12 protein-coding genes are annotated in these 18,402 nt (G+C 71.3%); 9 read left to right on the top strand and 3 right to left on the bottom strand.

All coding sequences use genetic code 11. The features are described from left to right. The first annotated feature begins 14 nt into the window (after positions 1 to 14). From ABFX54_RS28370 to ABFX54_RS28350, 5 genes are all read left to right on the top strand, one after another. On the top strand, positions 15 to 1,322 hold the full coding sequence (locus ABFX54_RS28370; protein WP_346109606.1) for an ABC transporter substrate-binding protein: 1,308 nt from the start codon (positions 15 to 17) through the stop codon (positions 1,320 to 1,322). Further along, entirely contained in the window at positions 1,323 to 2,186 is an 864-nt protein-coding gene (locus ABFX54_RS28365; protein ID WP_346109605.1) for a carbohydrate ABC transporter permease, read from the top strand. It begins immediately after the preceding gene. Continuing rightward, entirely contained in the window at positions 2,183 to 3,004 is an 822-nt protein-coding gene (locus ABFX54_RS28360; protein WP_346109604.1) for a carbohydrate ABC transporter permease, read from the top strand. Before ABFX54_RS28365 ends, ABFX54_RS28360 begins: the two co-directional genes overlap by 4 nt. 16 nt (positions 3,005 to 3,020) lie before the next feature. Beyond that, positions 3,021 to 5,915, top strand: coding sequence for a glycoside hydrolase family 3 C-terminal domain-containing protein (locus ABFX54_RS28355; RefSeq protein WP_346109603.1), 2,895 nt, complete (start codon positions 3,021 to 3,023; stop codon positions 5,913 to 5,915). Positions 5,916 to 6,076: 161 nt separating this feature from the next. Beyond that, entirely contained in the window at positions 6,077 to 6,568 is a 492-nt protein-coding gene (locus tag ABFX54_RS28350; protein ID WP_346109602.1) for a DoxX family protein, read from the top strand. A 6-nt stretch (positions 6,569 to 6,574) separates the two neighbouring features. On the opposite strand, the gene ABFX54_RS28345 is transcribed toward ABFX54_RS28350, so the two are convergent. Beyond that, complete coding sequence (locus ABFX54_RS28345; RefSeq protein ID WP_346109601.1) at positions 6,575 to 7,345, bottom strand: SDR family NAD(P)-dependent oxidoreductase; 771 nt, start codon at positions 7,343 to 7,345, stop codon at positions 6,575 to 6,577. Between the two features lie 197 nt (positions 7,346 to 7,542). On the opposite strand from ABFX54_RS28345, the gene ABFX54_RS28340 reads away from it, so the two are divergent. Next, positions 7,543 to 10,206 carry a cellulose binding domain-containing protein gene (locus tag ABFX54_RS28340; RefSeq protein WP_346109600.1) on the top strand — a complete coding sequence of 888 codons (2,664 nt, stop codon included), beginning with the start codon at positions 7,543 to 7,545 and terminating at the stop codon, positions 10,204 to 10,206. Positions 10,207 to 10,387: 181 nt separating this feature from the next. Continuing rightward, a complete protein-coding gene (locus ABFX54_RS28335; RefSeq protein WP_346109599.1) occupies positions 10,388 to 11,500 on the top strand; it encodes an acetamidase/formamidase family protein in 1,113 nt (370 codons plus the stop codon). A gap of 12 nt (positions 11,501 to 11,512) precedes the next feature. Here the strand turns inward: ABFX54_RS28335 and ABFX54_RS28330 are convergent, their stop codons facing one another. Continuing rightward, on the bottom strand, positions 11,513 to 14,362 hold the full coding sequence (locus tag ABFX54_RS28330) for a helix-turn-helix transcriptional regulator (RefSeq protein ID WP_346109598.1): 2,850 nt from the start codon (positions 14,360 to 14,362) through the stop codon (positions 11,513 to 11,515). Positions 14,363 to 14,664: 302 nt separating this feature from the next. On the opposite strand from ABFX54_RS28330, the gene ABFX54_RS28325 reads away from it, so the two are divergent. Further along, positions 14,665 to 16,962: a TOMM precursor leader peptide-binding protein gene (locus ABFX54_RS28325; RefSeq protein WP_346109597.1), complete on the top strand. Its 2,298-nt coding sequence runs from the start codon at positions 14,665 to 14,667 to the stop codon at positions 16,960 to 16,962. Here the strand turns inward: ABFX54_RS28325 and ABFX54_RS28320 are convergent. After that, the gene (locus ABFX54_RS28320) at positions 16,946 to 17,320 is read right to left on the bottom strand and encodes a hypothetical protein (RefSeq protein WP_346109596.1); all 375 of its coding nucleotides are present in this window, start codon (positions 17,318 to 17,320) and stop codon (positions 16,946 to 16,948) included. The genes ABFX54_RS28325 and ABFX54_RS28320 overlap by 17 nt on opposite strands. 41 nt (positions 17,321 to 17,361) lie before the next feature. On the opposite strand from ABFX54_RS28320, the gene ABFX54_RS28315 reads away from it, so the two are divergent. Continuing rightward, positions 17,362 to 18,402, top strand: coding sequence for a SagB/ThcOx family dehydrogenase (locus ABFX54_RS28315; RefSeq protein ID WP_428834583.1), 1,041 nt, complete (start codon positions 17,362 to 17,364; stop codon positions 18,400 to 18,402).

Genomic DNA, 18,402 nt, shown 5'->3' with positions numbered 1-18,402 from the left:
CCCCTGGAGGGATCATGGTCAAGTCAAGAGGCGTGGCGGTGCTGGCCGCCGCCGTGCTCGCCCTGTCGGCCTGCGGCGCGGGCGGCGGTTCCGCGAGCCCGAGCCCCGGCGGCACCGAGCCGCGCGTGCTCAAGCTCTGGCACTACGAGACGGCCGACAGCGCCATGGGCAAGGCGTGGGCCGAGGCGATCAAGAAGTTCGAGGCGTCGCACCCGAACGTGACCGTCGAGTTCGAGGAGAAGGGCTTCGAGCAGATCCAGAAGACGGCCGCCATGGTGCTCAACTCGGACGAGGCGCCCGACATCATGGAGTACAACAAGGGCAACGCCACGTCCGGGCTGCTGTCCAAGCAGGGCCTGCTCGCCGATCTGAGCGAGGAGGCCACCAAGCGCGGCTGGGACAAACTGCTGCCCGGCGGCCTGCAGACCACCGCGAAGTACGACGACCGGGGCGTGATGGGCTCCGGCAAGTGGTACGGCGTGCCCAACTACGGCGAGTTCGTGATGGTCTATTACAACAAGGACCTCTTCGACAAGCACAAGGTCACGGCCCCGGCCACGTACGAGGAGTTCACCGCCGCCCTCGACACGTTCGTCAAGGCCGGCGTGACCCCCATCTCCAACGCCGGCGCCGAATACCCGGCGCAGCAGATCTTCTACCAGCTCGCGCTCACCAAGGCGCAGAAGCCGTGGCTGGACGCCTTCCAGTCCTACAAGGGCAAGGTCGACTTCCACGGCCCCGAGTTCACCTACGGCGCCGACACGTTCGCCGACTGGGTGAAGAAGGGCTACATCCCCAAGAACTCGGCCGGGGTCAAGGCCGAGGACATGGGCGTGGCGTTCATGAACGGCAAGTTCCCCGTCATGATCAGCGGTAGCTGGTGGTACGGCCGCTTCGCCTCGGAGATCAAGGACTTCGAGTGGGGCCACTTCCTGTTCCCCGGCGCCACGATGTCGCCCGGTTCGAGCGGCAACCTCTGGGTCGTCCCCGAGAAGTCGGAGAACAAGGACCTGGCCTACGACTTCATCGACATCACGATGAGCAAGGACATCCAGAACCTGCTCGGCAACTCCGGCGGCGTCCCCGTGGCCGCCGACGCCGCCGCGATCACCGACGCCAAGAGCAAGGAGCTCATCGAGTCCTTCAACAAGCTGACCGCCGCCGACGGCCTGGCCTTCTACCCCGACTGGCCCGCGCCCGGCTACTACGACGTGATGGTGGCCGGGGTCCAGGAGCTCATCAACGGCAGCAAGACCTCGGCCGAGGTGCTGGACGAGCTGGCCAAGCCGTACGAGGACAACCTCGCCGACATTGGCAACTAGATGAGGGCACGCACGAGGGGGTACTGGCTCTACCTGGTCCCCAGCCTGCTGCTGTTCCTGGCCGTCATCGTGGTGCCGTTCCTGATGAACGTCGGCGCCAGCTTCACCCGCTGGTCGGGGGTGGGCACGCCGCGCTGGATCGGGCTCGGCAACTACGCCCGGCTGCTGGAGGACGAACGCTTCTGGGAGTCGTTCCAGCACAACGTGGGGCTGATCGTGGCCATGGCCTTGGTGCCGACCGCGATCGGGCTCGTTCTGGCCGCCGCCCTGTTCGACTACATCGGCAAGCGGTTCGGGGCGCGCACGGCCTCCGCGCTGCGCGCGACGTACTACCTGCCGCAGGTGCTGCCGGTGGCGGTGGCGGGCGTGGTGTGGGGCTGGATGTTGCACCCGTCGTACGGCGCCGTCAACCAGATCTTCGGCCTGGACCTCGACTGGCTCGGTGACCCCGATCTGGCGCTGGCCACGGTCATGGCGGTGATGGTCTGGTTCCAGCTCGGCTACCCGGTCGTGATCTTCATGGCCGGGCTGCAGCGGGTGGACCCGGCCTACTACGAGGCCGCCGAGATCGACGGGGCCTCGTGGTGGCGCAGGTTCTGGCACATCACGATCCCGCAGATCCGGCCGGAGATCTTCGTGGTGCTGCTGACGTGCACGATCGCCGCGCTGAAGGTGTTCGGGCCGATCTTCGTGCTGACGCGCGGCGGGCCGGGGAACGCGACGATGGTGCCGTCGTACTTCTCGTACCTGAACTTCTTCCAGAAGAGCAACGTCGGGTACGGCTCGGCCATCGCCACCGTGCTGGCGCTGATCATCATCGTGGTGACGTTCCTGTTCCTGCGTGTCCAGGAGCGTGACGCATGAGGGGCCCGGGACGCTGGGCGGTGCTGTTGGCGCTGGTCGTGCTGGCCGTGGTGATGATCTTCCCGTTCGTGACCGTGGCGATGAACGCGGTCAAGTCGCCGGCCGAGTACAGCTCGAACGGGCCGCTGAGCCTGCCCGAGGGGCTCTACCTCCAGGGGATCGCAGACTTCTGGAACCGGGTGGAGTTCGGCGTCAAGCTCTGGAACAGCTTCGTCATCAGCGCCTCGGTGTCGGTGCTGGCGGTGGTGCTGTCGGTGCTCAACGCGTACGCGCTGGGCATCGGCAGGGTGAAGGGCCGGTTGTGGATCCTGGTGCTCTTCCTGGTGGCCAACACGCTGCCGCAGGAGGCGCTGGCCTACCCGCTGTACTACCTGGCCAAGGCCGTCGGCCTGTACGACACCCGGCTCGCGGTGATCATCATCATGACCGCGATCCAGGCGGCGTTCGGCACGTACCTGCTGAGCGCGGTGCTGGGCCAGTTCCCGAAGGAGATCCTGGAGGCAGCCTCGATCGACGGCGCGGGGCGGCTGCGGTCGCTGCTGCGGATCGTGGTGCCGATCAGCCGGCCCACGATCAACGTGCTGCTGATCTTCTTCTTCATCTGGACCTGGAACGAGTTCTTCCTGCCGCTGATCTTCCTGATCTCGAACGACACCCAGACGGTGCCCGTCGCGCTCGGCGTCCTGCAAGGGCAGCGGTACATGGACGCGACCATGTCCAGCGCTTCGGCCCTGCTCGGCATCGTCCCGGCGGTCGCCTTCTTCCTGATCTTCCAGCGCACGCTGACCCGAGGTGTGACGGTCGGCGCCATCAAGTGATGGAGAACCACTCAAGATGCGAAAAATCCCGTTATTAGCGGTTGTTTCCCTCGCCGCGTCGTTATCCGTCGCGCCCGCCGTTGTCGCGCCCGCCGTTCAGGCCGCGCAGGCGTACCCCTTCCAGAACCCGGCCCTGCCGCTCGACCAGCGCGTCACCGACCTGCTCGGCCGGCTCACCCTCGACGAGAAGCTGAGCCTGCTGCACCAGTCGCAGCCGGCGATCCCGCGCCTCGGCATCGCCTACCACAAGAACGGCACCGAGGCGCTGCACGGCGTCGCCTGGTCCAACCACCGCGACGACAACTGGAACCAGAAGTTCGCCGCCGGCACCGTCTTCCCGCAGGCGGTCGGGCTGGCCAGCACCTGGGACCCGGCGCTGATCAGGAAGGTCGGCGCGGCCGTGGGCGACGAGACGCGCGGCTACCACGCCGCCGACCCCGTCCTGTGGGGGCTGCAGGTGTGGGCGCCGGTGGTCGACCTGCTGCGCGACCCGCGCGCGGGTCGCAACGAGGAGGGCTACTCCGAGGATCCGCTGCTCACCGGGGCCATGTCGACCGCGTACGGCAAGGGGCTGCAGGGTGACGACCCCTTCTACCTGAAGACCGCGCCCGTGCTGAAGCACTACCTGGCCTACAACAACGAGACCGACCGCAGCCTCACCTCCTCCAACCTGACGCCCAAGCTCAAGCACGAGTACTACGAGCCGGCCTTCAAGGCGGCGATCTCGGCCGACGCCGCGACCGGGGTGATGGCGTCGTACAACCTGGTCAACGGGCGGCCCAATCACGTCAACCCGGACCTGAACGACGCGGTCAGGACCTGGACCGGCAAGACGCTCTACAACCCCAGCGACGCGTGGGGGCCGCACGCGCTCACCGACCTGGAGCGCTACTACGACGACAAGCCCGAGGCGTTCGCCGCCGTGCTGAAGGCCGGGCTGGACAGCTTCACGATCGACGGCAGCGACCTCGGGCCGATGCTGACCAACCTCAAGGCCGCGCTCGACCAGGGCCGTATCACCGTGGCCGATGTGGACAAGTCGGTACGCAACGTGCTGTCCATCCGGACCCGGCTGGGCCACTTCGATCCGGACGGCGGGCCGTACGCGCGGATCACGGCGGACGTGATCAACAGCGCCGCCAACCAGCGGCTCAACCGGGAGACCGCCGGCAAGGCGGCCGTGCTGCTGAAGAACTCCGGCGTGCTGCCTTTCGGCAGGCCGAAGTCGGCCGCCGTGGTGGGGCCGCTGGCGGACCGGCTGTATCGGGACTGGTATTCGGGGCGACTGCCGTACCAGGTGACGCCGCTCGACGGGATCAAGGAGCGGGTGGGCGCCGTCACCACCGGCGAAGGGCTGGAGCGCATCGCGCTCAAGCATCTCGACTCCGGCCGGTACGTCACCGCGACCGGCACCGGGCCCGACGACAACGCCGCCCTGCTCGACACCGCGCCCGGCGCCGCCTCGCAGTGGGACCTCACCGACTGGACCGGCGGCGTGTCCACGCTGCGCAACGCGGGCAACGGCCGGCTGCTGGGCGGCGACTGGCGCTCGCTCGACACCGACGACGCCGAGCCCGACGGCTGGTACGTCTCCCAGCAGTTCGCACTGGAGCGGCAGGCCGACGGCAGCCACCTGATCCGTTACGCCGGATATGAGACGGTCGAGGGCTGGTTCGGCCTGCCCGACGCGTACGTGGGCGTCACCGACGGCACGCTCGGCCTGGTGCAGAAGGCGCAGGCGGCGAAGTTCGCCAAGGAGGTCGTCTCCGACGGGCTCGGCGCGGGCGTCGCGCAGGGCGCCGAGGCGGAGGTCGCGGTGGTCGTGGTCGGCAGCCATCCCTTCGTCGCGGGGCGCGAGTTCCACGACCGCGCCGACCTGCGGCTCGGCGCGGGCCAACTGCGGCTGATCGAGGCCGTGCGCAAGGCCAACCCGCGCACGGTGGTCGTCCTGGAGACGAGCTATCCGGTCGTCGTGGACGCCCCGACCCTGCTGTGGACCACGCACGCGGGCGCGGAGACCGGGCACGCCGTCGCCGACGTGCTCTTCGGCGACGTCAACCCCGGCGGCCGGCTCACCCAGACCTGGCCCGCCGATGGCGAGCTGCCGAGCCTGCTGGACTACGACCTGGTCAAGACCGGGATGACGTACCTGTACGAAAAGGACAAGCCGCTCTACGCCTTCGGCCACGGCCTGAGCTACACCTCCTTCGGCTACCAGGGCCTGCGCGCGCACGGCGACCAGGTGAGCGTCAGGGTCACCAACACCGGCAAGGTGAAGGGCGACGAGGTGGTCCAGCTCTACACCCACCAGCGCGACTCCCGCTTCGCGCAGCCGGTCAAGCGGCTGCGCGGCTTCCAGCGGATCACGCTCGGCCCGGGGGAGACGCGGATGGTCACCTTCCCGCTGAAGCGGTCGGACCTGGCCGTCTGGGATCACACCAGGGGCAGGTGGGTGGTCGAGAACGCCACCCACGACGTGCTCGTGGGCTCCGCCTCCGACCGGATCCGCCAGAGCACCACGCTGCGTGTGCACGGTGAGACCGTGCCCGTGCGCGACCTGGCCAGGACGACGCGGGCGATGGACTTCGACGACTATTCGGGCGTCGCCTTCGCCGACGAGAGCAAGGCGCGGGGCGAGGTGGTCGAGGGCTCGGCCGGTGACTGGGTGGCGTACACGGGGGCCTCCTGGGGCTCGCGCCTGACGGCCGCGGTGGCGTCGGTGAGCGGCGGCTCGTTCGAGGTGCGGCGCGGCTCGCCGACCGGTGCGCTGCTGGCGACCGTGCGGGTGCCCGCCACGGGCTCGATCTACACCTACGGGACGGCGAGCGCGAGCGTACGGGCCGGCACCGGGAGCGTGTACCTGGTGTTCCGGGGCGACCTGCGGATCAGGGACTTCGCAATCGCTCGATGAGGACGCTCGCCTGACGAGGACGCTCGCCCGATGAGGACTCCGCCGGGCGGTCGCGAGCATGGTCGCGAGCATGGTCGCGGCCGCCCGGCGGACTTGCCTCTTATTGGATAGCTGTGTTATCTATTATTTGGATAATACAGCTATCCAGAAGAGGGTGTCTGATGACCGTGATCGTTCTGCTGGTCGCCACGCTGGCGTTCCGGCTGCTGGGAGTCCTGGGCGTGGGCCGGTTCGGCACGTGGCGGGTGAGCGCGGCCCACGGCCTGGCCGTCATGCTGGTCATGACCGCCGGCGCCCACTTCGTCCCGGCCGGCGTGACCTTCATGCCCAACTACGCCGACATGCTGGCCATGGTGCCGCCGTTCGTGCCGTTCCCCGCCTTCATGGTGTATCTGAGCGGCGTGCTGGAGCTGGCCGGGGCGGCGGGGCTGGTGCTCGGGCGCACCCGCAGGGCCGCCGGGATCTGCCTCGCGCTGCTCTTCGTGGCCCTGCTGCCGGCGAACGTGCACGCCGCCGAGGCCGATCTCGTGGTCTCCTCGCCGCTCTGGCAGCGCATCCCCGAGCAGGTGCTCTACATCGCGATCGCCCTGTGGGCGGCGCGTCCGTCCGCTGCCCGCCCGGTGGCCCGGCCGGCCGAGAAGGTGAGTGCGTGAGCGGGGTCAGCGGACCGTCCAGCCGCCGTCGATGACCAGCGTGTGTCCCGTGATCAGCGACGCCGCGGGGGAGGCGAGGAAGAGCACCGCCCCCGCGACGTCCATGGGCTCGCCGATGCGGTGCAGCGCCGCGATCCGCTCGATCACGTCGGCCTCGAACGCCGGGTCCGACAGGGCGGGCGCGGTGCCGGGGGTGCGGATGAACGTGGGGGCGACGTTGTTGACCGTGACGCCGTGCGGGCCCCATTCGACGGCAAGGCAGCGGGTCAGGTGGGCGATGGCCGCCTTCGTCATGCAATAGATTGATTCGCCGGGCAGGGCCACCTCGCCGGCCTGTGACCCGATGTTCACGATCCGCCCGTACCCCTGCTCGATCATCACCCGCCCCGCCGCCTGGCTGGCCAGGAACGTGCCCTTCAGGTTCACCCGCACCGTCCGGTCGAAGTCGTCCTCCGTCACCTCCTCGGCCGGGTTGCCCGGCGCGATGCCGGCGTTGTTGACCAGGATGTCGATCCGGCCGAACCGCTCCACCACCGCGCGCACCGCATCGGCGATCTGGCCGGGCGCGGTCATGTCCATCTGCAGCGGCAGCGCGGCCCGGCCGAGACCGCGGACCTCGTCGGTCAGCCCTTCGTCGGCCCCGGCGTCCCGGTAGCCGAGCGCGACGTCGGCGCCGGCGTTCGCCAGGGCCAGCGAGATCGCCCGGCCCAGCCCCCGCGCCGCGCCCGTGACCAGGGCGACCTTTCCGTCCACGCGATATTCGGGGAACGTCGTCATGCGTGCCTTACCTCCTTGCGGCTTTAATTCGTTGTCTATCCAAACTATTGACCATGGCTGCGCGTGTGTGTGAGCCTGCTGGTGAGCTCATGCGCGAAGGCGCGGCGACGGTCAGGGTCCTGCACTCTGCTCGTGCATGGCGGTCTGCTGACGCCTTTGGGACGCCTTCCGGCGTGCCTGGAAAGGAAGAGCCGCGCATGCGAAGAAGATTATTCGTCATGCTCACGACCGTCGCCGTGCTGATCGCGGCGGCGGTCGTCCGGATGGCGCCGGTCTCGGCGATCGCCTCGGATCCGTACGCGTACAAGAACGTCAGGATCGACGGCGGGGGCTTCGTGCCCGGCATCGTCTTCAACCCGTCCGAGCGGAACCTCGTCTACGCCCGCACCGACATCGGCGGCGCGTACCGGTGGAACCAGTCCGGCAAGTCCTGGACCCCGCTGCTCGACTGGGCCGGCTGGGACAAGTGGGGCTACAACGGGGTGATCAGCCTGGCCACCGACCCCGTGCAGACCAACCGGGTGTACGCGGCCGTCGGCATGTACACCAACAGCTGGGACCCGAACAACGGCGCCGTCCTGCGCTCCACGGACAAGGGTGACACCTGGCAGGTCACGGCGCTGCCGTTCAAGCTGGGCGGCAACATGCCGGGCCGGGGCATGGGCGAGGCGCTGTCGGTCGACCCGAACGACAACCGGATCCTCCACCTCGGCGCCCCCAACGGCAATGGCCTGTGGCGCAGCACCGATTACGGCGTGACCTGGTCGAAGGTGACGAGCTTCCCCAACCCCGGCAACTACGCCCAGGACCCCGGCGACCCCAACGGCTACCTGAGCCACCGGCCCGGCGTGGTCTGGGTGACCTACGACAAGCGCTCGTCCACCCCGGGCAGTGCCTCCAGGACCATCTACGTGGGCGTCGCGGACAAGGACAACACCGTCTACCGCACCACCGACGGCGGCGCCACCTGGTCACGGCTGGCCGGCCAGCCCACCGGGTACATCGCGCACAAGGGCGTGCTCGACACCGTCAACGGCTACCTCTACCTCGCCACGAGCGACACCGGGGGGCCGTACGACGGCGCCAAGGGCGACGTGTGGCGCTACGCCACCGCCACCGGCACCTGGACCCAGATCAGCCCCATTCCCTCCTCCAGCGCAGACGACTACTTCGGCTACAGCGGCCTGACCGTCGACCGCCGGCACCCGGGCACGATCATGGTGGCCACGCAGATCTCCTGGTGGCCCGACGTGATCTTCTTCCGCTCGACGGACTCCGGCGCCACCTGGACCCGGGTCTGGGACTGGACGTCGTACCCGAACCGCAGCTTCCGCTACACGATGAACATCTCCGAGAACCCCTGGCTGACCTTCGGCGCCAACCCGCAGCCGCCCGAGGTCGCCCCCAAGCTCGGCTGGATGACCGAGTCGCTGGAGATCGACCCGTTCGACTCCGACCGGATGATGTACGGCACCGGCGCCACCGTCTACGGCACCGAGAACCTCACGCAGTGGGACGCCGGCGCGCAGTTCACGATCAGGCCGATGGCCAAGGGCCTGGAGGAGACGGCGGTGCTCGACCTGATCAGCCCGCCCAGCGGAGCGCCCCTGGTCAGCGGCCTGGGAGACATCGGCGGGTTCCGTCACACGAACCTGGACGCCGTACCACCGATGATGTTCACCTCACCGGTCTTCACCTCCACCACCAGCCTCGACTACGCCGAGCGGGCGCCCTCGATCATGGTCAGGGCGGGCAGCTTCACCGACGCCGACCGCCCGAACGACAGCCACGTGGCCTTCTCCACCGACGGCGGCGCCAACTGGTTCCAGGGCACCGAGCCCGGCGGCGTCAATGAGGGCGGCACCGTCGCCGCCGCGGCCGACGGCTCCCGCTTCGTCTGGGCGCCCAAGGGCGTGGCCCCCGTCTACTCCGTCGGCTACGGCAACTCCTGGCGGCAGGCTTCCGGCCTGCCGACGGAGGCCGTGGTGGAGTCGGACCGGGTCAACCCGCGCAAGTTCTACGGGCTCGGCGGCGGACGTCTCCACCTCAGCACCGACGGCGGCGCCACCTTCACCGCCACCGCCGCCACCGGCCTGCCCGCGACCGGCAAGGTCAAGGCCGTGGCCGGCGTCGAGGGTGACGTGTGGGTCGCGGGCGAGGGCGGCATCTGGCACTCGACCGACAGCGGCGCCTCCTTCACCAAGCTGTCCGGCGTCACGAACGCGGTCAACGTCGGCTTCGGCAAGGCCGCGCCCGGCGCGACGTACCCGGCGGTCTACGCGGTGGCCACGATCGACGGCGTCACCGGCCTGTACCGGTCGGACACCGGCGGCTCGGCGTGGGTGCGCATCAACGACGACCGGCACCAGTGGGGCAACATGGGCGAGGCGCTGACGGGGGATCCGCGCGTGTACGGGCGGGTCTACCTGGGCACGAACGGGCGCGGCATCATCTACGGCGACCGCACGGGCCCGCCCGTGACGGTCACCCCCACGCCGACCGTCACCCCCACCGTCACCCCCACCGTGACCCCGACGGTGACTCCCACGACCGGCACCGGCTGCACGGCCACCTATGAGCCCGGCAACTCCTGGCCCGGCGGCTTCCAGGCGAACGTCACCGTCAGGAACACCGGCGCCGCGCCGATCACCGGCTGGCGGGTGACCTGGACCTGGCCGGGGGACCAGCGGATCACCAACCTCTGGGGCGGCACCCCGGCCCAGACGGGCGCCGGCGTCACGGTCACGAACGCCGGCTACAACGGCGGCGTGGCGGCCGGGGCGGCGACGTCGTTCGGCCTCAACGGCTCCCACACCGGCGCCAACACCCCGCCCACCACCCTCACCTGCACCCCGGCCTGACCGCCGGAAACCACCGAGGGCCGCACGGGACCCACACCCCGTGCGGCCCTCGCCGTCCTGGCGATGCCGCAGGGCCTCGCCGTCCGTGCCGGCGGACGCGGCGTACCGCTGATGGGGTCTTGACAGGGGCGGCGGGCCGGCGAAGCGTGGCGCTCACACGCCTCACCCGAGGGGGCCCGCCATGGCCGTACACGAGATCCGCATCGACCCCGACCTCCCTCTCCGCGACGAGCCCGGCACCGGCCACAACCGCTGGCATCCGGACATCCCGCCCATCGTCCGCTGCGAGCCGGGCGACGAGGTGATCCTGGAGACCAGGGACGCCTTCGACGGCCAGATGGGCCCCGAGGCCACGCTGAAGACCGTCGAGGCGCCCGACCTGGACGTCGTCCACCCGCTCACCGGCCCCGTCCACGTGGAGGGGGCGCGGCCTGGAGACCTGCTGGAGATCGAGATCCTGGAGGTCGCGCCGGACCGCTACGGCTACACCGTCCAGGTCCCCGGCTTCGGGTTCCTGCGTGACGTCTTCCCCGAGCCGTTCATGGTGCGCTGGGAGCTCGACGACGGGTGGGCGGCCTCGGACGACCTGCCAGGGGTGCGAATCCCGGCGGCGCCGTTCATGGGCACGATCGGGCTGGCGCCCGGGCACGAGTCGCTGGCCAGGACCACGGCCAGGGAGCAGGCGGCGCTGGCGCGCGGCGGGTTCGTGCTGCCGCCCTCGCTCGACGGAGCCGTCCCCGCCACCCCCGCCGGAGCCGCGGGGCTGCGGACCATCCCGCCCAGGGAGCAGGGCGGCAACGTGGACATCAAGCAGCTCGGCGCGGGCACACGGCTCTACCTGCCGGTGGACACGCCCGGCGGGCTGTTCTCGGCCGGGGATGCGCACTTCGCGCAGGGCGACTGCGAGGCGTGCGGGACCGCGATCGAGATGCGGGCGACGCTGCGGGTGCGGTTCACCGTGCACGAGGGGCAGGCGGAGGAGAAGGGCATCAGGGGGCCGAGGTTCGCCAGGTCGGAGTACTGGGTGGCGCCGGCGTACGCGGCTCCGCGCCGGTTCTACGCCACCACCGGCATGTCGGTGAGCAGGGACGGCGAGGTGTCGGCCGAGGACGCGACGCTGGCGGCCAGGAACGCGCTGCTGGAGATGATCGACCACCTGGAGGACAGGGGGTGGAGCGCGCAGCAGGCGTACGCGATCTGCAGCGTGGCGGTGGACCTCAAGGTGAGCCAGCTCGTGGACGTGCCCAGCTTCCTGGTGTCGGCGTTCCTGCCGGAGGACATCTTCACGGACTGAACGCGGTGGCGTTCAGAGCTCCTCCAGCAGCCCGGCGGGCACCGGCTCGTCCGGCTGGTCGTCCGCCGGAGGGGCCTCGTGGTCGGCGAGGCCGGTGAGGATGACCGCGAGTTCGGCCCGCGTGTGGATGCCCAGCTTGCGGTAGATCCGCGCCAGATGGGTGTCCACGGTGCGCTTGCTGATCGACAGGACGGTGGCCACCTCCAGGTTGCTCATCCCGCGCAGCACGAGGTCGGTGACCCGGCGTTCGCCGACGGTCAGCGGGTGGCCGTCGTGGCCGTTGGCGGCCGGGGCGGCGGGGTGGCGCGGCGCGGTGGCGGCCCGGTGCTTGTCGGCGAGCGCGGCCAGGCGGACCGCGCCGCAGTCGGTGGCCAGCCGCAGCGCCATGGCCAGGGTCTCGTGCGCCTTGCCCGCGTCTCCCGCCTGGCGTTGCGCGATGCCGAGGCGGAGCATCGCCCTGGCCTGTTCGAGCCTGGCGCCCCGGTGGGCGAGCAGGTCCACCGCCTCGTGCAGCAGGTCGAGCCGGGGGGCGCCCTCGTAGGCGACGCTGCCCGCGCTGAGCGCGCGGGCGATCGTGGTGGGTGCGCCCCACGCCCGTGCCAGCTCCAGCTCCCGCTCGGCCATCATGCGGGCGGCGGAGCGTTCGCCTGACAGGGTGTAGGCGAGGATCGTGTTCGTTCCCCATGGCACGCACGCCGGGTTCGTGATGCCTGCGGCGGTCAGGCGGCGCCCGCACTCCAGCAGGGTCAGCAGCCCGTCGCGGGGCCGGCCGTGGGAGAGGTGCACGCGTCCGAGCGCGTCCAGGAGGTGGCCGGAGATGAGGGGGTGCCAGTCGCCGTACGTCCTGACCGAGCCGAGCGCGCTCTCGGCGGCCTCCAGCTCGCCCCGTTCGACCAGGATCCTGACGGCGCAGGCGGTGGCGGCGGCGTGGAAGCCCTCGGCCCGCACCTCGCGGGCGCTGGCGATGGCGTCGTTGGCGTCGCGCAGCGCCGCGTCCAGGCTGCCGAGCTGGTAGCGCACCTCTGCCCTGGCCGACAGCGCCAGTGCCAGCCTGGTGCTCGATCCTTCTTCCCTGGTCTCGCTGACCAGCCGCTCCGCCCAGTAGGAGGCCTCGTCGAGGCGGTCGCCCCACACCAGGGGCAGCACCGCGGTGACCGGCACCGTGCCCTGGCCGTCCATGCAGCGGCGGGTCTGGGCGAGCATGCGCGGCAGGTTGCGGCCGCGCACGCCGGTGGCGAGGGCCAGCGCGCTCAGGAACTCCCTGGCGGCGGGGGTGAGCAGCGTGCCGAACGAACGGCCCAGCCGGCGTACCCCGAGCTGGCCCGCCGAGCGGCCCCACAGCAGCGCCTGGGCGGCGAACAGCAGGGCCAGGTCGGCGCCGGCGAACTGCGGCATCGCGGCGGCGGTGGTCGCCGCCTCGGCCAGCACCTCGCCCGCCTCCGCGGAGTTCGCGGTGACCAGGATGTCGGCGAACGGGGTCACCGACACGAGCGCCTGCGGCGCCCGCTTGACCCGGCCGTAGACGGTGCGCAGGTGCCGCAGGCAGGCGGGCAGGTCGCGGTGCTTCTCGACGGCGCCCAGCTCGGCGGTGACCTCCAGCACCGTCTCGCGGTCGTCGGTCTCGGCCAGGGCGCGGTGCAGGTAGCCGGTCGCGTCCTGCCAGGAGTGGTTGCCGCCGGCCTCTTCGGCCGCCTCGCGCAGCACGGTCACGGTCAGCGGGTCGCCGGTCGGGCCCGCCGACATCAGGTGCCTGGCCGAGCTGCTCAGCGGCGCGCCGAGCCGGTGCAGCAGCGCCGCGGTACGGCGGTGCAGGCGGTCGCGTTCGTCGGGGTCCATGCCGGCCAGCACGGCCTGCTGGACGCCCGGGTGCGGGAAGCGGCCGGGCGGCGAGCCCGTGATCAGCCCGAGAGCGCGCAGCCGGGCCGTGGCCACCCGCGCCACGTCCTGGCCGTGGCCGGCCAGCATGGCGGCCAGCTCCAGGCCGTCGTCGGGCGCCACGACGGCCAGCGCGCGTAACAGGTCCGCCCCGGCCGCGTCGGCGCCGGAGTCGCTGTCGGTCAGCCAGCCGAGCGCGGTCTCGGTCATCGCCGCGGCGCCCGTCTCCAGCACGCGGGGCATGTCGTCGCGCGTCGCGGTCACGCCGGTCCTGGCCAGCCGGGTCGCCAGCTCGTGCAGCAGCGCGGGGTTGCCCCGGGTGAGCTGGTGGCAGGCGAGCGCGACCTCCGCGTCGACCTGCTGCTCGGCGGTGCCGAGCTGACCGGCGAGCAGCCGCCGCGCGGCCAGGTGGGGCAGCGGCGCGGGCCGCAGCAGCCGCATGTACGGCAGCGCCGCCAGGTCCCTGGCGAGGTCGTTCCCCCCGGACTCGCCGGGGTCGGCACTGGTGAGGATCATCGCGATGGGCAGGCCGTCGAGCCGCCTGGCGATGTAGGAGCACCATTCCGCGGACTGCTGATCGGCATGGTGCACGTCGTCGACGGCGATGATCAGCGGCTGGTCGCCGGTGAAGTCGCGGGTGGCGCGGTAGAGCCCGTGCAGCACGCCGGGAGTGACGGCGTCCTTCCGCTCCTCGTCCGGCGTCAGGCCGGTGGGCGGCGCGCGGCCGGCGGCCATGAGCGGCTCGAACAACTGCCGGATGACGCCGAAGGGGTGCTCGCGCTCGGCGGGGTGGCCGCGGGCCATGAGCAGCAGCGCACCCGTCTCGGCCAGGGCCGACAGCGCCGCGTTGAGCAGCGTGGTCTTGCCCATCCCGCGTGCGCCCTGGATCAGCAGCACGGACGGACTCGCCGAACGAATCCTGGACAGCACTTCCCGTACAGCGGCTAGTTCTACGTCACGGTGTAGCAGCGTCTGCCCGGAAGACATCGCTACTCCAAAAGCTTGGCCCCCTGGACTGTCACAAGGATCATCCCGCCAAGGACAGGTCGGCTGTCAATAGCTGACGGACAAATCGGACAATTATGACGATCCCTTGTCAGATCTCACAACCGTCCCGTGGCCGGGTGAATGCGCATTCCCGGGCCCGCGTATACGTATTTCAGCGCCGCCGTACGGCTTGATGCGTACGCCGGAATTACGTCTTTACACGGCGGCGGGCCCGATGCAACTCTGCGATCAACGCCAGCACGAATGACGGCAGTAATTTGGGACCCAATACGGGGAGCGCCATGGACCGCCCACGTCTCAAGGCACATTTCACCGCTCAAGTGATCGACGGGTCGAAAGTCTTCCTGCTGGCCGACGGCCAGCACTATCGCGTTCAGGCCGAAGGGGCCGGCAAACTCCTGCCCTACCTCGACGGGCGGCACACGGTCGCCGAGATCGCCGCGGGGCTGAGCGGCGAGCTGCCGCTCACCCGGACGCTCACCGCCATTCGCAAGTTCGCCGCGTTCGGGGTGCTCGCCGACGGGCGGCCCGATTGGCCGGACGGCACGCTGGCCTTCTGGGACGCGCAGGGCATCGATCCCGTCCGGGCTCGTTCCGCCTTGGAGCGCGCCGAGTTCACCGTCGTCGCGTGCGGGGACGCCGACGCCGGGCCGGTCGAGGGAGTGCTGCGCGAGCACGGGCTGCGCGTGCGGACGAGGACCGTCGAGGAGGAGGCCGCCGGCCCCGCGGGCGAGCTGACGGTGGTCGTCACCGGGGACTACCTCGATCCCGCGCTCGACCGGCTCAACGCCGCCTACCTGGCCGCCGAGCACCCGTGGGCGCTGGTGAAGCCGTCCGGGATCACGTTGTGGGTCGGCCCGGTGCTGCGGCCGGGGCGTACCGGCTGCTGGGCCTGCCTGGCGCAGCGGCTGGCCGGGAACCGGCAGGTCGAGCGGTACCTGGCGGGCAAGCGTGGCGGCGGCATGCCGTACCACCCGGCCCGCGAGTCCGTGCCCGCCGGACCTTCGGTGGCGGGCGGGCTGCTGGCGGTGGAGCTGGCCAGGATCGCGGCGGGACAGGACGACGGCTCGATCGCGCGATCCTGCCTCGACGGCAGGATGACCACGGTCGACCTGCGCTCGCTCGGCACGATGGAGCACACCGTCATCCGGCTGCCGCAGTGCCGGGCCTGCGGGGACCCGGCGCTGATCAGCGAGCGCAGCCCCAAGGTGATGCTGTCGGCGCGCGACGCCAGGCACGTCACCGACGGTGGCTACCGGATCGAGCCGCCCGCGCGCACGTACGCCCGGCTGGAGAAGCACATCAGCCCGCTCATCGGCGCGGTGACCAGGCTGCACACGTTCGCCGACGAGGACAACGGCGTCACCTACAGCTTCACCGCAGGACACAACTTCGCCATGATCGGCGACAACATGGACCTGCTGCGGCGCAACCTGCGCGGGCAGAGCGGCGGCAAAGGCCGCACGGAGATCCAGGCCAGGGTGAGCGCCCTGTGCGAGGCCATCGAGCGCTACTCCGGCGTGTGGCGCGGCGAGGAGCCGGTGACCGAGGCCGCCTACGCCGACCTCGACCCGGCCGTGGCCGTGCATCCGGAGAGCCTGCTGCACTTCTCCGACGGCCAGTACGCCGGCCGCGATGAGTGGAACAAGGACCCCGCGCACCGCCTGCACCTGGTGCCCGAGCGCTTCCGCACCGACCTGCCCGTCGACTGGTCGCCGGCCTGGTCGCTGACCGAGGGGCGCGAGCGGCTGGTGCCCTCCGGCTACGCCTGGTACGGCCACCCCGACCTGGAGCGGCACTTCTACTGCGTGGGCGACTCCAACGGCAACGCCTCGGGCAACTCGATCGAGGAGGCCGTGCTGCAGGGCTTCTGCGAGCTGGTGGAGCGGGACGCGGTGGCGCTGTGGTGGTACAACCGGGCCAGGCGGCCGGCCTTCGACCTCGACTCGCTGCGCGACCCGTACGTGGACACCGTGCGCGAGTTCTACCAGGGCATGGACCGCGACATCTGGCTGCTCGACATCACCACCGACCTCGGCATCCCGGCGTTCGTGGGGGTGTCGCACCGCATGGGCCACCCGGTGGAGGACGTCATCGTCGGCTTCGGCGCGCACCTGGACCCGCGCATCGCCGCCATCAGGACGCTGACCGAGGTCAACCAGTTCCTGCCCTCGGTGGAGCGGCGCGACGAGCAGGGCAACACCCTCTACCTGGACGACGACGTGGCCACGCTCGCCTGGTGGAAGGAGACCAGGCTGGCCGAGCAGCCCTGGCTGGTGCCCGATCCCGCGCAACGGCCGCGTACGCTCGCCGACCACGCGCTCGCGGGCGGCGACGACCTGGCCGCGGACGTCGAGACGTGCGTGAACCGGGCCGCCGCGGCCGGGATCGAGGTCGTCGTGCTCGACCAGAGCCGGCCCGACCTGGAGCTGAGCGTCGTCCGCGTGATCGCGCCCGGCATGCGCCACTTCTGGCGGCGGCTCGGCCCCGGCCGCCTGTACGACGTGCCGGTCACGCTCGGCTGGATCCCGCGGCCCTGCGCGGAGGACGAGCTCAACCCCGTCAGCGTCTTCTTCTGACGGTCCCGGGGGACGTGCGGTGAACGAGGGAGGAACCCGGCGTGAGTGAGACGAAACGGCGGCTGCGGCGTGAGGCGACGCTGACCGAGGCGGACGGCGAGGTGCGCATCTCCTCGCCCGCCGGTTCGCTGGGGCTGCGCAACCCGCCCGACCGGACGGTGGCGGCGCTGCGCGTCCTGGCGGCCGGTGACGCGACGGACACGGCGCTGGCGGCCACGGTGGGCGAGGCCGGGCTGCTGCGCTGGAACCTGCTGCTGCGCCGCCTGGCCCAGGGCGGCCTGCTGGAGTACGGCACGCCCATGGCCAGGCTACGCCCGACCCGCCGCCGGCCCGTCGCGCCCACGGGCACCCCCGCCACGTACGGCCGCCCCCCCGCCGCCCCCCGGCACGCGGCTCAGATTGTCGCGGTTCGCCGTGGTCACGGCAGAGGACGGCGTGCTGAGCGTACGCGGCCCGCGCAGCCCGGCCGTGGTGGAGCTGGCGCCCGAGGCGGCCGGCCTGCTGGGCGCGCTCGCCGACTGGACCACCCCCGCCGAGCTGGGCGCGCGGGCCGGCTGGACCGCCCCGGCCGAGCTGGTCGCCGGCGAGGTGCTGCGCTTCCTGGCCGCCGCCGGGGCGCTGACCACCGGCGACGAGGACGGCGACGAGGACGGCGACCTGGCCCTGGCCCAGTGGCAGCCCCGTGACCTGTGGCTGCACGCGCACAGCAGGGGCTCGCGGATCGCCGGCCGCTACGGCGGGACGTACCCGTTCAAGGGGCGCTTCGAGCCCCTGCCCGTCAATCCGGCGCCTTTCGGCGGCAAGCGGATCGAGCTGACGGCTCCCGACCTGGACGCGCCGGGGCCGAGCCTGACCGAGACGCTGGAGCGCCGCCGCTCCGTACGCGAGCACGACCAGGACGCGCCGATCACCCTCGACCAGCTCGGCGAGCTGCTCTACCGGTCGATGCGGCAGCGCGCGGCCTTCGACTCGCCGGACGGTCAGCGGCTGGCCGACCGGCCCTACCCCTCGGGCGGCTCGGTGCACGAGCTGGAGGTCTACCCCCTGGTCGTCTCCTGCCGGGGCCTCGATCCGGGGCTGTGGCACTACGACACCGCCGGGCACGCGCTTGAGCTGGTGTCGGAGCCGTCCCCCGCGGTGCGGACGCTGGTGCGGCGGGCCAGGGCGGCGGCGCTGCTCACGGAGGATCCGCAGGTGCTGCTGATCGTCACCGCCCGCTTCGGCCGGGTGATGTGGAAGTACGAGACGATCGCGTACTCGCTGGTGCTCAAGCACGTCGGCGTGCTCTACCAGACGATCTACCTGGTCGGCACAGCGATGAACCTGGCCGTGTGCGGGCTCGGCGGCGGCGACGCCGACGACTTCGCCCTGGCCAGCGGCCTCGACTACCTGAGCGAGGGCAGCGTGGGCGAGCTGGTCCTCGGCAGCAGGCGGGGATAG

Origin of the sequence: Nonomuraea maheshkhaliensis, from assembly GCF_039529435.1 — a bacterium.
In the GTDB taxonomy this organism is placed as follows: domain Bacteria; phylum Actinomycetota; class Actinomycetes; order Streptosporangiales; family Streptosporangiaceae; genus Nonomuraea; species Nonomuraea maheshkhaliensis.
Note: the sequence above shows the minus strand (reverse complement) of the source record. Positions and strands in the feature narration are given on the sequence as shown.